The sequence below is a fragment of the Clostridium sp. ATCC BAA-442 genome (assembly GCF_964239415.1).
GTDB lineage: Bacteria > Bacillota > Clostridia > Oscillospirales > Oscillospiraceae > Flavonifractor > Flavonifractor plautii.
Map to the genome: position 1 here is coordinate 66764 of NZ_CAXSQB010000001.1, position 14809 is coordinate 81572.

Sequence of the window (14809 nt, forward strand, 5' to 3'; positions counted from 1 at the left end):
AAAGCCGCCTGCTTTTATTGAACTTACATTTTCGTAAGCCAAAATTCACCTGTTTGTAAGCTGAAATTGTTATCATTAAAACAGAAATTGAGAATACACAGCATCTTATATCTGCTGAACGGCAGCAAAAGAAAAAAGCCGTCGTACAGCAGCTCTTTTAACACGCCCGTATAATCAGCGGCGGCTTTGAATAAATCAAGGCCGCCGCTCCTTTTGTTCTCTGAGAAATAGCTAAAAATCATGGCGGCTTTGGGAAGGAGCCGCCGTGAAGCAAAAAAATTTTCAATATAATTTGGTAAGACCTGACCTGTCAAAAAAAGTTTATCCCTCAAGCAGGATCAGTCCGGCGGCGGACACGAAATCTGGCAGAATGTAAATGATAATATAATTTCATGCGTCTGTGTGGCACTATACCGCGCAGGCGCATTTTACTTACTACGCTTTGGGACACCTTGTCCCAAAGCCGGCCGGGAGTGTCCCCGTTGCCGATCCCCGCCGGAGCTCCGTTCAGAACGCAATCCACCCCACCCAAAATCTGAACGGAGGAATGACTAATGACAACCATCAACCTGCGGGAGTTTTTCTATTGGTACAAGGTGGACGAGTACATCGAAGTCAGCGACGAGGTGGCCGAGGAACTCCAGGCCGATAAGCGGTTTGAGGCTGCTTATGCCGAGCGGGTGCGTTACAACAAGGCATTTTATTCACTGGACTGTGATGACGGGATTGAATACTCTGCCTGCCTGCATGAGCCGACGCCCCAGGAGCTGCTGGATCGGGTGGAGCTGTTCGTCCGGCTCTGGAACGCCCTCAACTCCCTGCCGGAGATCCAGGGACGCCGGGTAGATGCCCACCTGATCCTCGGCAAGAGCATACGGCAGATTGCCAGGGAAGAGGGCGTGAGCAAGAGCGCCGTCCGGGATTCTATCCACGGAGGTTTGGAGAGCATGAAAAAATATTTGAGAAAAAATTTCTGATTTGCCTGTCCATTTGGCTCTGTTTTCTGGTGGTATATGAGAGGTAGTGATTGACCTCTCCGCAGCAGAATAGCGGAGGCCCCGACTTAGCGCGGGGAGCTCAGCGGTGGGTGCTTGGCATCAGCGCCGCAGGTGGGACAGGCCCCCCACGGCCATAATCCGCCGGAGCAGGTTTGGCCGCCTGCCCGTCCGGGCCACCGCCTCTGCTGTGTGGGGACGCCGTGCCGAGGACTGCTGTCTTATGACGGGCCAAGGAAATGGGCGCGGCGTCCCCAAAATTCAATAAAGGAGGCAATCCCATGAATTGTGATCCCGAACTAGAGGCCCTGCTCTCTCGGTCATGGAGTGACAACGCCTGCCGGGGCTATGTCATCTACGCGATGGAACGCTGCTGTTTTTCCCCCGGTGACATCCGGCGTGTGATGGCAGAGCTCCATGAGGTCTTTGATTTCTGCGGGCTGGAGGAGGCCCAGCAGCACTTTGAAAACAGTACCTACTGACCCTGGGACAAATTGTCCCAAGGTGGAGCAAGGCAAGAGGGCGGCACTTCGACGGTGCCGCCCTCTTGCGTTTCCCCACGGGACAAGGGAGACTTTTTAAGTTGTCGTTTTTCGTTCTGTTGAGGAGGTAACGCTATGCCGAGAAACTCTACCACGCTCAAGGTGGACGGGTACGAGATTTCCGCCACCTTTACCGAAACCCGAAACACGGCCATTTCCGGCCATCTGAAACAAATCCTGTTGGCGTCGTTCACTAGCGGTTCCCCCAAGTCCGGCTCCGGTGACATCCTTGTGATGTCCCCCGAACAGAGGTATAATAAGGATGGTGGTAGACACCATGTACCTTGAAAATTACATAGATTGCGTATTGATCCGCATCTTCATATTGCCCTACTGACAATATGAAAGGACGGGTCAACGATGAAAAATCGAGTTTGCACATTATACCGTGTTTCCACCGACAAGCAGGTGGATCACAACGATAAAAACCAAGCCGACATTCCCATGCAGCGGAAAGCCTGCCACGCCTTTTGTGAAAAAATGGGCTGGGTAATTGTCCATGAGGAACAGGAGGAAGGTGTTTCCGGCCACAAGGTAAGGGCGGAAAACCGGGATAAGCTGCAAATCATCAAGGAGCTGGCAAAGCAGAAAAAGTTTGATATTCTGCTGGTGTTCATGTTTGATCGTATCGGGCGTATCGCTGACGAAACGCCCTTTGTGGTGGAGTGGTTTGTAAAGAACGGGATCGAGGTGTGGAGCACCCAGGAGGGGGAGCAGCGCTTCGACAGCCACACGGACAAGCTCACCAACTACATCCGATTCTGGCAGGCTGACGGCGAAAGCGAAAAGACCTCTATCCGTACCAAGACCGCATTGGGCCAGCTCGTAGAGGGCGGCGGCTTCAAAGGCGGTCTTGCTCCATACGGCTATGACCTTGTAAAAAGCGGGCGCTTCAACAAGCGCAAGCATGAGCTCTATGATCTGGTAGTCAATGAAACCGAGGCCGCCGTGGTACGGATCATTTTTGACAAGTATGTGCATGAGGGCTTCGGCGCTCAACGGATTGCCACCTACTTGAACAAGCAGGGCTACCGTGCAAGAACGGGTAAGATGTGGCACCACGCCAGCATCCGTGGCATTGTCTGCAATCTCACCTATACGGGCGTTCTGCGGTGCGGGGAAAGCCGCTCCCAAACGCTGCCCCACCTGCAGATTATTCCGCCGGAGCTCTTTGAAGCGGCCCAGCACATCCGTACAAACCGGGCCAACAGCGCCGAGCAGGAGCGCCATGTCCCGATGAACACCAGAGGCAACTCGCTTTTGGCTGGGAATGTGTATTGCGGTCACTGTGGGTCAAGGCTGTCCCTCACCACCAATGGCAAGGCTTATCCCTGCAAGGAAGATCCCAATCGGGTGGTGAAGCGTGTGCGGTATGTCTGCTACGGGAAAACCCGCAAGCAGACAGACTGTGACGGTCAGACGGGCTACACGGCCCATATCCTTGACGGGATCATTGATAAGCTGGTACGCCAAATCTTTGAGCGCATGAAAGCGATCCCTAAAAGCGATATCGTCAATATCCGCTACCGGGAAAAGATGGAGGAGCGGAAAAGCCTGCTCCATAGTGTCCAGGTGGAATATACCAAGGCTGCCGCTGACCTTGAAACATTAAAGGGCGAGGTTATCAAAACGATTCGTGGGGAGAGCACCTTTTCCAAGGAGCTGTTGGGCTCTCTGATTGCCGAGGCTGAGGCTAAATGCCGGGAGCTTCAAGAGAACCTGGAAACGGCACAGGCGGCCTATGACGAGGGGAAAGCGGTGCTTGCTTCGCTGAACGCCCAATATGACGATATTATCTCATGGGCGGAAATGTACGACACGGCCAGCATGGAGGCCAAAAAAATGATTGTCAACTGCTTGATCAAGCGGGTAAAGGTCTACCGGGACTACAAGCTGCACATTGATTTCAATATCGACTTTGAGCAGTTCACAGGTGGGCTGGACATCGTGACGATTGCCGCATAAAGCAAAAACCTCATTCCCGAAGAAATGAGGTTTTCGTTTCACTCTCTTAAGAGATGGTGGAGATAAGCGGGATCGAACCGCTGACCTCTTGAATGCCATTCAAGCGCTCTCCCGAACCATCAGGTATGCCCCCCCTGATGACTTGGGAAAGGGCTTGAATATCCCGCTCCGGCAATTACTGAGAGATGCATTGAGTATAGCATGGAAAGTATATGTTGTCAACTGGCCATATCAAACTTTGATATGTACCCCTCGCCGTGATCGTGGCGAGGGTGAGAGCTTATTGCGCCATAGGCAGTTCATAGGTATCGCATTCGTCGATGCTGTCGATACCGTTCAGGAACTGCTCTACATTGATGTTGAATTCAATCTTGATTCTATAGTCCCGGAACACCGAAACCTTTTTGATGATGTAGCCGCAGATCATTTTCTTGACCTCCATCGGGCTTTCATCAAAAATCTTGGACCAGGACACGATCCGGTTGAACTCGGCCTTCATCTCCTCGATCTTAGAGTTTCCATCATTCAGTTCCGCGGTAAGGGTCGTGATTCGTTCACTGGTGGACAGTACCTTCTGTCGGGTATCCTCCAGCATTTCAGTCAGCACATCTTGCGGCAGGGCGCTTTTCCCTTGGATCGCCTTCAGTACCTCGGCCTTGAGGGATTCATATTCCTTATTGGCCTTGGTGTTTTCGGCTCTGGCCCGCTGCAATTCCGAGCGTATCATTGCCATCTGCTTTTGAACCGCGCTTCCCACAATCATGTCGTTGGAAGCTCCCTGCATCTTGTCGAAGACCTGATGCAGCACCTCAGTGACGATCCCGTCCAGAATGTGCATTGTGTATCCAGTCTGTCCTGTACATTCCTGACGGCGCCGGGTCTTGTTGTAGCATACATAGCGAATACGTTTTTTATGGACCGGCGTCCCATCCGCAAGGCGGGTGGTTGTCCCGTTGGTAGTGAGCACCAGCCGGCCTCCACAGTGGCCGCAGAAGATGTTCCCGGAAAGCAGGGATTGGCCTGTGGTATTCAGCGGTACTGTACGCCGCTCTTTCCGCTCATTGGTCCGCTCCAGCATCAGTTTCTGCGCCAGGTCGAATTGGTCTGGGGCGATGATCTGGAGGGCCTCAAAGGGACCGGCATAGGTTTCTCCGCTCCGAAGGATTCCCTTGTAGAGCGGGTTGTGCAGGATGCCCCCCACACTGGCGTCGTGCCAGTTTTGTCCCTTCCGGTTTTTGATCCCGTGGTCGTTGAGGAAGTTGGCAAGGCGCCATCTGCCGTAACCGGACGAAATGCAGAGGTCAAACATCATCCGGACGACTCTGGCCTCGTCCTCATCAATGACCAGCATGTACACCTCATGTTTGCGCTTGTTGAGGATGCCGCTCTTTTCCAGCCGGTACCCGTATGGTGCGTTTCCACCGCGGAACCGGCCTTCCTCTACCATCTGGCCAAGGGCCGTTTTGGTGCGCATCGAAGTTTTCTGGCTCTCTCCATCGGCCTGCCAGAAACGGATGTAGTTGGTCAGGCGGTCCGTGTGGGACTCAAACCGCTGCTCTCCTTCCTGTACGCTCCAGACGCGGACGCCCTTTTTAGTAAACCACTCCACAACGAAGGGTGTTTCATCTGACTTGCGGCCCAGTCGGTCGAACATGAAGACAAGCAGAATATCGAACTTGCCCTGCTCTGCATACTTCTTGATGAGCTGCAGTTTATCACGGTCATCGGCGCTGACTTTATAACCGGATACGCCAGTTTCCTGCTCCTCGCCCACGATGACCCAGCCCATTTTCGCCGCAAAATCGTGGCAGGCTTTTCTCTGCATAGGGATGTCTGCCTGGTTGTTTTCATCGTGATCGACCTGCTTGTTGGTGGAAACTCTGTATAAACAATAAACTCTTTCAGCCATTGATATCCGTCCTCTCATGTTTTTGTGTGAGAGGGCGGACACCCAATCATTCTATTCGATTATCAAGGTTCCCGGCTTTTGCCATACCCATTATCTCACACTACGGCCAGAATAGCCAGGGGAATTGATAATCTTTTTGGAGGTAAATCTGCAGTAAATGGGCTGGTATGTTGGGTTATCCTGTACTTTGCTCAAAGTTTTTGGGCCTCATCAGTCTGCCAAAAGCGAATGTAGTCAAGCATGCGTTCTGCGTCAACGGCGTCTATGATCTCTCCCTCATAGACGCTCCAAACATGGATGCCCTTCTTGGTAAACCACTCTGCGATGAATGGGGTTTCGTTGAGATTGCGTCCCAGCTGGTCATACATAAAGACCAGCAGGATATCAAACTCACCCTGCTCAACAGCCTTTCTAATGCGCTGTAACTTAACACGGTCATCAGCGCAGGCTTTATAGCCGGACACGCCGATCTCCTGCTCCTCGTCAACAATGTTCCAGCCTTTTTTCTCTGCAAAATCGTGGCAGGCGTTCTTCTGCATGAGAATGCTTTCCTGATCTTTACCTCTGTATAAGCAATAGACTCTTTCAGCCATTTTACTGACCATCCCTTCATCAAATCTTCTGAATGCAAGACCTTCAGCAAGTCGTTCTATTTCTGGAGCATTGCATAGGCGCTCAGGAGAGCCTGCTTTACTAATACAGCAACTTCAGGATTTTCTTTTTCTGCAAAGCAGAGAGTGACCTTATAGCCCTGAACCGAGATATGCATTTCAGGCTTTTCTTCGTCGATTCTGAGTACCCTGTTCATAGTAATCCTCCTAAAAATAAAGCATCGGCTATCCTAAAAAGATAGCCGATGCTTTTCAATTTCTAATTGTAACTGCTTAGTGGCGATAGTCCTTTTACAGAGTAGGTTCGATTGACTGCATACCGATTTCCTGTACTTGGACGATATCCAATGTTGGCAGAGCCTTCAGATAATTCTCTACATTCCAGTATTGGACCCCATTTTCCATCTGCGCATCTTCGCCGCGGTACAGGATATAGCGCCCCTGGATGGGGCCAAAGCGCCGTTCCGTCCTCTGGCATTTATCCTCATCGACGAGGTGCCGGTATTGAAAGGGAACCTGTTTGCTGCTGTGTTTGATTTCAAAGATCTCACAGGAGTTTTCTTTCTGGTCATAGATGACCATGTCAAACTCGCCAGCCTCAAACTGCAGTTTGAAAACACGGTGATCCTTGTCGGCCGCCTTCATGGTTTCCAGCAGCACAATATCTTCCATCATCCGGCCGCGGACTTCTTCAAGGATGCGGCCCGTGATCTGCGTTTTATCATATTCGCTGAGCGCCGAGAACTGCTCATCCTTCAACAAGGAATGGACAAGGGCCTGAGCCTGACAATATCGCATTCCAGGCTGTGTGAAGAGAATATGTTCCACTGGTTCAATTCCGGGGTCCGCCGATTCAATGGGACAATCCACAATCAACTCCAACGCGGCAAGATATTGCTTAATCTCTATGATGTGAGCAGTTGTGATACCGATGGACTGCTCCTCCTTGTTCCGGATATCCAGCAGTTCCATCAAACGCTGGGTGACCGCCTCTGTATCAATGGCATCCAGCGCCTCTGTGCGCTTTTCGGGGTCACGCTCTTTCCGCAGATTTGCGGCAGTGAGCCGCAGGTCATGGGAGAGAAAATCATCGGTCAGCACTGAGATCAGGAATCGGTGGTTCATATCCTCTATGATCCGGTTGATGGCGCTGGTCAGCTCTCCAGCTTCATACAGAGAGTACAGGTGGCGGAAATGCCCGCCCGACTCGTAGCAGGCCAGGGAGTGCTGGATGTTCTTGCAGATTGCCGTGTCGATGTATCTTCGGGTGGACTCGTCATCCCGGAAGGATGCATCCTGAGCATTCACATCTTCATCGTCAAAGGCCAGCTCTCCGGCGCGTAGTGTGCCGCCATATCGGATGTACTCATCAATGCTGTCGATCCCGAGCAGACGGCTATACTCCCGATATGGGATGAAGGTCGTGTGGATGGACTTGGCCCGGTCATACAATTCTTCATCCATTGCCAGCCAGAAGCCCAGGGAGTCCGTACCAGACAGGACGATCTTCATTCCCATGGTGGCGAACACATCGGAAAAGAGGGCAGCCGAGTCAATAAAGTCTTCCATCAGTGTGACCTCGTCGATGAACACATATCGGAATCCCGCGTTAAACAACTTCTTGAGATCCCGGTTCATCATCGCCATATTGTCAGTCCTGCGGGCTTTGATGTATGCGATACGGCTCAAGTCCTCCTTTGTCATTCTGCCAATGGCCTGACGGAGCATGGTGTTTTTTCCAGTCTGGAGCAGGCCAAAGAGCAGACACACGCGGTCATGACTTCTGCCGTGGAGGTACATCTCCAGTTGCTCAAAGCAGTCGCGTGAGGCCAGTGCCTTTGATTTCTGCGCAACGGCAGCCAGTTCTTTGCCGATGGTTATATCGGTTTCGACACCTGATATTGATATGCTTTTCGGGCTGCTTCCGCTCACTTATGCGTCACCTCCTCGCCAATCACGCCCTGATATGTTACCGCTTTCTCAATTCCATTCTTCCGCCAGAAGGAAGTCACGGATATTCCGGTGCTTGATCCCGTTCCTGCTCATGTCAAACTCGTCGAGGGATACGACATACTTGGGGAAATTGTCCTGGATGCCATCGTATGCACCGAACTCCCGTTTCACCGTATCTTCAGAGGCCAGCAGGTATGTTACCTGCACATAGAGTTTTTCTCCTCTTTTTTCGCATACAAAGTCAATTTCTTTTTCTCCTGCTCTGCCTACTGTGACAACATAACCCCGTCGCAGCAGTTCCATGTAGACAATGTTTTCGAGGATCAGGTTGATGTCCTTCATGTTCCCGCCGAACACAGCCTCCCGAATACCGTGATCCGCAATATAATACTTTTCGTTGGAGGCCAGTATCTGCTTGCCCTGCAGGTCCTGGCGCTTTACCTGATAGAAGAGATATGCGTCACAGCAGTACCGCACATAGTTCAGGATGGTTTCCGCCGCGACAGTCCGCTGCTCATTTTTGAAAAACTTAGCCAGAGAGGACGCTGAGAAAACTGTTCCGACATTTGCGGTCATATACGCAATGATGCGCTCCAGCAAATCAATATCCCGAATCTTGTTCCGTTTTACGATATCTTTGAGCTGCACAGAATTGAATAGATCTGTGAGATACTGCCGGGAGGGTTCTTCCTCATACCGGAGGTTGGCCAGATAGGGCATTCCTCCGGCCAGCAGATATTTTTGAAAGCATTGCTGGATCGAATCGCTTGGTGCGATTGTGTGGTACAGTTCCAGGAATTCAGCGAAGGAGAATGGGTAAATCACAAACTCCACATACCGTCCGCCAATATAAGTGGCCAGTTCACCGGACAGCAGTTTTGCGTTGGAGCCCGTAATGTAGATATCGCAGTCCAGCGCCACACGCAAAGAATTGACGCACTTTTCCCAGCCCTCTACTTCCTGGATCTCGTCAAAAAACAGATACGCTTTTCCCTCGATGCCCTCTACCCGTTTTATGATCTCATCGTGCAGAGCCGTTGCGGTCTGCAGATGGGAGTACCGCATATCTTCAAAATTGATTGAGATCATCTGAGACGGGGCAACACCAGCCTCCGCCAGTTCCTCTTTGATCAGTTCCAGCATCACCGACTTACCGGAGCGGCGAATGCCGGTCATTACCTTAATCAGTTCGCCCCCAATGAAGGGACGGATGCGGTTCATATACAGTTCTCGTTTGATCATGATTGGAGCGCCTCCTTTCTATCGTTGACCTCAGTATATCCCATTTACAACTGAAAATCAACTGATATAATCTGATTTTATCAGTTATAACTTATAAAATTAGTCGTATGTTGGCGCAAACACTGTACACAGCTTTTCAATTTCTCTCAAAGAAGCCCCCGAATGCACTCACTTTCCAGTTCAACGATGTCGCCTATCGGTATCCTTAAGCCATCAACCAGAATCAATACCTGATCCGCCTCATGGATTCTTTTCAGCCTCCCGGTTGATACGATATACCGGCCGCCGTCTTTCTTTGCATCGGGCTGGAACCAGGTCACCGTGATTTCCGGCCGCTCTTTGATCCGCTCCAACAGCAGTTGCTGTTTTGAGTCCAAGGCAGCCCTGGCATCCTCGTCCAGTTCCATGCGCTGGTCGGTCAGCCGGGCCGTTTCCACAAGGGCGGCGCTGTGGCCGGACAGGGCCGCAAAGGGTGCGAACTGGGCCGCACGGTCTGAGAGCGGCATCCTCGGGTGCTTGGCTGAGGTAGGATGCGGCAAGTTGATGATATCATCGTATGGTCCGGTCATGCTTTGTGACCTCCGATTTGGTTGTTTCTCTCCCTGGCTGTGGCGCCGTCCTCCAGATTCAGCCCTTTGAGGATGGCATTCTTGCCAAAACGCTTTTTGATGTCCAGCATGGTTTCCTGGAGTTTTCTCTCCCGTGCATGGGCAGTGTCAGCCTCTTTTTTCTGCTTTTCCTTTGCCGAGTAGTCCGTAAACAGGTCAATCTGCTCCGGCAAATCCTCCGGCACAGAAGACTCGTCCAGCAGGTGATTGGCGCAGAGGGTCAGCCGGCGGGCCAGCAGGGTTTTATCTACGATCCGGTCATACAGGCTGGTGGCTGCCTTGAGCAGCTCCTCGCCGGAGGAAGTATATCCGTCCAGATTGACTGTACCATGAGCATGCTTGGGAATTTTGCGCCCATAGCGGTCCGTGGTGACCTCTCTGGTGTAGGCTGTACCCTTGAGGTTTTCGATGTCATAGCCTACTGTGAGGACCAGTTGGTTGGTCGCAAGCCGCTTATCTACCAATTCCAGCGCCAGTGCATCGGCCATCTCCTGGATGACCAGCCTTGCCTTTTCAAATGGGTATGGGTACTGCAGAATCTGCCCAGAGACGATGCTCTTGTTTTCTGGTTTGTATGCCTTAATGTCCGCAATGGTGCAGGGTTCCCAGCCCCAGGCATGGTCGATGAGCAGTTCTGCGTTGACACCAAACAGTTTATAGAGCAGTTCCTCGTTGTGATAATCTGTAGGCTGCCCGATAGAACACCGGGCAATATCTCCCATGGTGTACAGGCCGTTGGCTTCCAGCTTGGCGGCATAGCCTTTTCCCACCCTCCAGAAGTCGGTGAGCGGACGGTGGGTCCAGAAGGAGCGGCGATAGCCCATCTCATCCAGTTCTGCGATGCGGACGCCGTATTCATCGGCGGGGACATGCTTCGCGCCAATGTCCATGGCGACCTTGGCCAGATACAGATTCGTCCCAATGCCCGCCGCAGCGGTGATACCGGTCGTCTGCAGAATGTCGAGGATGATTTTCCGGGCAAATTCACGGGCCGACAGATGGTAGGTCTGCAGGTAGCTGGTGGCGTCGATGAACACCTCATCGATGCTGTATGGATAGATGTCCTCTGGCGCAACATGCTTGAGGTACACGCTGTAGACGCGGGTGCTCCAGTCAATATAGTGGGCCATCCGGGGTGGGGCCACGATATAGTCGAGGGCCAGGGAAGGATTTCGCCGCACCTCCGGGTCGTGAGAGGAAGCGCCGGTGAACTGTCGGCCAGGGGTATTCCGCTGCCGTTGGGCATTGACCTCCTTAACCCGTTGGATCACCTCAAACAGCCTGGCTCGACCGGAAATGCCATAAGACTTCAGGGAAGGTGTGACCGCCAGACAGATGGTCTTTTCAGTGCGGCTCAGGTCCGCCACCACGAGGTTGGTGTCCAGTGGATTCAGCCCACGCTCGATGCACTCCACACTTGCGTAAAACGATTTTAGATCACAGCAAATGTAGGTTCGCTCCTTCATGCTTCGGTCACCCCTTCCTCTTTATCTTCCAACACATTTTCAAAGCCATTATAGCACATTTGTTCTGGTTGTTCTATTGTGAAAAAACACCATCTTGTGCCCATTGGAAAACCAGCACAGAATGCTGTGATTCCTAAAGCGATATGCCTCCATATTTCTGCTCTGCCAAGGTTTCAATGGCCTCCTCTTTCGTCCGAAACATCCTCCACGGAGATACCCGGTGATATAGCCCGGTATGGCTACGGACGCCAAAATATACCCCGTCATAACTTTCTACAATATATTCAGAAGTGCTCTTTATCGCTTTGTTTGTAATCATTACACAGATATCGCCCTTATGCCACCCATATGGGAAATCTGTTTCTTCCTTAGTATAGCCGATCTCTTTGCTCATTTGGCATCTTCCACTCCGTTCAGAATAACAGACCAGAGAGTGCTGACTATCCACTCTCTGGTCTATTGTGATTAAAAACTCAGTTCAGATATCTTCTCCCACTGGAGGATGTATTTCTGATCTATGATTCGATTCTCATGGTAATGGCCGAAAAACCAGTAGGCGAATTTACACCGCTGGCTGACCATTTCAAGAAAGTCCGTCAGTTCATCCGTTCCATAGGATGGATTGATCTCCTGCACCACACCGCTGGGAGCGCAGTGGGTGAGAACACAGTCTACCGTCCAGTTGACTCGTTCCAAGTTTGCCAGGGCTTCTTGGTATTCCGCTTGGCTGGGCATTTCCTCGGCCCACCAGCTTACCCCCTTTACCCGAAACATGGACCGCATCCGGCGCATCAGCCAATACCGGTGTTCGAAGTCCGGAGCGGCTGGATCGAGAACTCCATCCTGAATATCATGGGAGGCCGCACCGCCCATTGTGAACCAGGTGAGGCCGCCGAAGTCGAAGACCTGTCCCCGCATAAGGTGCAGGACATGCTCCCGCACCACATGGACCCGTCCGCCATTCCATTCTTTTTCTGGTAGAGTGTTCAGCAAGTCAAAATTCTCATGGTTCCCATCCACGAACAGGGTGGTGAAGGGCTTCTTGTTCAGCCAGTCCAACCAATATTGATCTTTCTGGCTTCCATCCCACAGTCCTCCAAAATCACCCGCGATGACCACATAGTCCTCCCGGCTCATCTCCTTCTGCTGTGGGAAGTATTTGCTCCCAAAGCGTTGGAAGTCACCGTGAGTATCTCCCGTAATATAAATCGCCATTCCATCGCACCTCGATTTACAGGGTCATTTGCTGCTGCCCTGGCAGTGGGGAGCTGATTTCTGCATCGGTTGCCGTGCGGACACCAGGACCGTTTCTGGTTTTCGTTGTCACCAGCAGGCCATCTTGAACAAGCTGCTCCATCAGTTCGCCCACGAAGCGGTTGGCAAGATTATGCTTGCCTTCTTTATCACAGAGCCTGTGTACAGAGAACTTTTGAGCGACATTTAAAGCAACCGGGCCTGTGATATACAGGTTTTTCCGTTTTGTCCGGCACCGTTCCAGGATTTCATGTGTGATCTCCTCGCGCTTGGTCTCCAACTGTGCCAGATATTCCTCATCGGTAATATCCCAATACCTCTCGTAGCAGTCGAAGCCATAGCAGCAGAACGCTTTCGCATCCTTCAGTAGTTCTTGGATGGCTGGGATCTCGTCCATCTCTATAATACCACTAAAGTTCATTGGATGCAGGTATAACTCCTGCCAGCCTTTCGTAACGGTATCGGATGTGCTGTCCCCACAGGGCTGCAGATCCCAGCCCACACTCTGGAACAGGCTGCGGCTTTCTTCCTGAAATTTGGCGGCGTCAGTCTCAGCCGGCCAGCCGGAATCGAACTGATAGCGGCTGCGAATCCGGAAGTAAACTTTTCGGTACTCCACTCTTGCTTCACCTCGTTTTCCTATTCCAAGTGCTTTTTCAAACAATACCACAAGTAAGGCGGCAACATCTATTCACCAATACCAACAGAATAAATGTTCATAAATTGACCTATTCTACCGATATCCTTCCGCCAGACCGACGCTGACCCCAAGCGCCCAGTCAATCTGTTTCATCTCGGAGGTGTCCAATGCTCCAACGCGCTCTCTGAGCCTGGACTTATCAATAGTGCGAAGTTGCTCCAAAAGGATAACGGAACCACAGCTCAATCCATTCGCTTGCCTATTCAAACAAACATGTGTAGGCAGCCGCGGTTTTCCCATCTTGCTGGTGATGGGGGCTGCGATCACTGTGGGACTGTGCCGGTTGCCCACATTGTTCTGCAGAATGAGTACCGGACGGATACCACCTTGCTCAGACCCGATGACTGGCCGCAGGTCAGCATAGTAAATGTCACCACGGCTGATTTCCTGTCTGCAATATGTTTTCACAGAATACACCTCCTCAGCATATTGGGCTTAATATCACAAAAATAGGGACCGCCTCCGCATCTCCCGCATCTGGTTGGAATGGCTGCTCATATGGCATGTTCCGGTCAGTAAACGGGTTTTGGACAGAAGCGATCCCCATAGCTTCTGATATTAAGACTTCACATTTGTGTTGTCTTCTGCTGCGCTCGTATTCGACACTACTTCCCCAAGCGCAAAAGCCTGCGCCACTGGCGCTGGCTCCGTAGGGCAACCATCTGAACCGCGGCTGGCTTCACCGCGTCATGGGACTCTCACCCCCGGCAGGATCTCTGTCGGCCGCCCTCATTGCTTGATCCCCATTTCGGTGGGGGCTGTGACTGGACGGAAGTATCATTATCCCTGGCGGAGTCATTGCGATACAGCTTGCCACATGCTGTTTTTTGGACGGATGGACCCGCTTGGCACCTTATTTGGCCGTCGTTGATAGAGGGGAAATCCGGCAGGCTGTCATAACCGAACAAAAATGTATAGGTGACTTCGTTTGCAGCCTGTACCAGAACCTCTACAGGTGGTTTTCGCGCATCCTCCAGCGTCGCTTGCCCCTGTCCAGCAGGGGCCCCGTCAGGAAAGTATTCAGACAATCGGATATTCGGTTTTCAAGGAACAAGTGAGAAGCATTTCCTTCTCGCTTGTATAGGGGAAGATGTCGGCATTTTAATAACCCTCCAATTTCAATTTTCTAAAAGTTTTTTCAAAGACTTGAGAATACGGACTTTCCGTTTATGCACTGCAGGCTGTGAAACGCCAATCTCTCTTGCATAGTCAAGTTCACTTTGTCCCTTAAAAAACAACCCCTGTACCAATGCCTGATCCGCAGCAGGCAACGCTGAGATCGCTTGGTACAGGGCCTCTTTCTTCATTTGTTCAAGGATGATGTGTTCCGGGGTGTTGATAGCGTCAATAAACTCCCGGAAATTTTCATAGGCGCCATCCTGACTTCCGATCATCCCACTCGTCTGGATCTCATGGTCAAAAAAGCTCTGATCGTTGTCCTTGATATTCCACCGTGTTCTGCAGTAAGTACGATAGACCTCCTCTGTCACTATGACTTCCTCATATTCCTGAGTGCAGGTGTTAAAAACAATAAGGGTAAACTTCCCGTTGGATTCCATGTGCC

General features: G+C 51.5%; 17 protein-coding genes. 4 read left to right on the forward strand and 13 right to left on the reverse strand.

Annotated elements, in window-relative coordinates; genetic code table 11:
* Nucleotides 1–23: 23 nt before the first annotated feature.
* Nucleotides 24–314: a hypothetical protein gene (locus ACESY8_RS00360; RefSeq protein WP_152970493.1), complete on the reverse strand. Its 291-nt coding sequence runs from the start codon at nucleotides 312–314 to the stop codon at nucleotides 24–26.
* Between the two features lie 240 nt (nucleotides 315–554).
* Here ACESY8_RS00360 and ACESY8_RS00365 point away from each other — a divergent pair, with 240 nt between their 5' ends.
* From ACESY8_RS00365 to ACESY8_RS00380, 4 genes are all read left to right on the forward strand, one after another.
* Entirely contained in the window at nucleotides 555–977 is a 423-nt protein-coding gene (locus ACESY8_RS00365; RefSeq protein ID WP_204681468.1) for an RNA polymerase sigma factor, read from the forward strand.
* Between the two features lie 299 nt (nucleotides 978–1276).
* Nucleotides 1277–1477 carry a hypothetical protein gene (locus ACESY8_RS00370; RefSeq protein ID WP_054338809.1) on the forward strand — a complete coding sequence of 67 codons (201 nt, stop codon included), beginning with the start codon at nucleotides 1277–1279 and terminating at the stop codon, nucleotides 1475–1477.
* 135 nt (nucleotides 1478–1612) lie between these two features.
* Nucleotides 1613–1825, forward strand: a complete 213-nt coding sequence (locus tag ACESY8_RS00375) for a hypothetical protein (protein ID WP_054338810.1) — start codon at nucleotides 1613–1615, stop codon at nucleotides 1823–1825.
* A 72-nt stretch (nucleotides 1826–1897) separates the two neighbouring features.
* The gene (locus ACESY8_RS00380) at nucleotides 1898–3502 is read left to right on the forward strand and encodes a recombinase family protein (protein WP_054338811.1); all 1605 of its coding nucleotides are present in this window, start codon (nucleotides 1898–1900) and stop codon (nucleotides 3500–3502) included.
* Nucleotides 3503–3782: 280 nt separating this feature from the next.
* Here ACESY8_RS00380 and ACESY8_RS00385 read toward each other — a convergent pair whose 3' ends face one another.
* The 12 genes from ACESY8_RS00385 to ACESY8_RS00440 form a co-directional block, all read right to left on the reverse strand.
* Nucleotides 3783–5411, reverse strand: coding sequence for a recombinase family protein (locus ACESY8_RS00385; RefSeq protein ID WP_021630214.1), 1629 nt, complete (start codon nucleotides 5409–5411; stop codon nucleotides 3783–3785).
* 191 nt (nucleotides 5412–5602) lie between these two features.
* Complete coding sequence (locus tag ACESY8_RS00390; protein ID WP_025543767.1) at nucleotides 5603–6016, reverse strand: recombinase family protein; 414 nt, start codon at nucleotides 6014–6016, stop codon at nucleotides 5603–5605.
* Nucleotides 6017–6060: 44 nt separating this feature from the next.
* The gene (locus ACESY8_RS00395) at nucleotides 6061–6219 is read right to left on the reverse strand and encodes a hypothetical protein (RefSeq protein WP_009259945.1); all 159 of its coding nucleotides are present in this window, start codon (nucleotides 6217–6219) and stop codon (nucleotides 6061–6063) included.
* 94 nt (nucleotides 6220–6313) lie between these two features.
* Complete coding sequence (locus ACESY8_RS00400) at nucleotides 6314–7954, reverse strand: AAA family ATPase (protein ID WP_156621345.1); 1641 nt, start codon at nucleotides 7952–7954, stop codon at nucleotides 6314–6316.
* A gap of 48 nt (nucleotides 7955–8002) precedes the next feature.
* Complete coding sequence (locus tag ACESY8_RS00405; RefSeq protein WP_156621346.1) at nucleotides 8003–9217, reverse strand: ATP-binding protein; 1215 nt, start codon at nucleotides 9215–9217, stop codon at nucleotides 8003–8005.
* A 146-nt stretch (nucleotides 9218–9363) separates the two neighbouring features.
* Nucleotides 9364–9786 (reverse strand): YolD-like family protein, encoded by a 423-nt coding sequence (locus ACESY8_RS00410; RefSeq protein WP_007487987.1) that lies wholly within the window; start codon nucleotides 9784–9786, stop codon nucleotides 9364–9366.
* Nucleotides 9783–11291: a Y-family DNA polymerase gene (locus ACESY8_RS00415; protein ID WP_007487988.1), complete on the reverse strand. Its 1509-nt coding sequence runs from the start codon at nucleotides 11289–11291 to the stop codon at nucleotides 9783–9785. The genes ACESY8_RS00410 and ACESY8_RS00415 overlap by 4 nt, the downstream gene beginning before the upstream one ends.
* A 133-nt stretch (nucleotides 11292–11424) precedes the next feature.
* Nucleotides 11425–11685, reverse strand: coding sequence for a hypothetical protein (locus ACESY8_RS00420; RefSeq protein ID WP_156621350.1), 261 nt, complete (start codon nucleotides 11683–11685; stop codon nucleotides 11425–11427).
* A 71-nt stretch (nucleotides 11686–11756) separates the two neighbouring features.
* The gene (locus ACESY8_RS00425) at nucleotides 11757–12506 is read right to left on the reverse strand and encodes a metallophosphoesterase family protein (protein WP_156621351.1); all 750 of its coding nucleotides are present in this window, start codon (nucleotides 12504–12506) and stop codon (nucleotides 11757–11759) included.
* A gap of 16 nt (nucleotides 12507–12522) precedes the next feature.
* Complete coding sequence (locus ACESY8_RS00430; protein ID WP_421823166.1) at nucleotides 12523–13164, reverse strand: hypothetical protein; 642 nt, start codon at nucleotides 13162–13164, stop codon at nucleotides 12523–12525.
* A gap of 114 nt (nucleotides 13165–13278) precedes the next feature.
* A complete protein-coding gene (locus tag ACESY8_RS00435; RefSeq protein WP_021630225.1) occupies nucleotides 13279–13653 on the reverse strand; it encodes a type II toxin-antitoxin system PemK/MazF family toxin in 375 nt (124 codons plus the stop codon).
* 710 nt (nucleotides 13654–14363) lie between these two features.
* The gene (locus tag ACESY8_RS00440) at nucleotides 14364–14804 is read right to left on the reverse strand and encodes a sigma-70 family RNA polymerase sigma factor (protein WP_007487963.1); all 441 of its coding nucleotides are present in this window, start codon (nucleotides 14802–14804) and stop codon (nucleotides 14364–14366) included.
* Nucleotides 14805–14809: the final 5 nt, after the last annotated feature.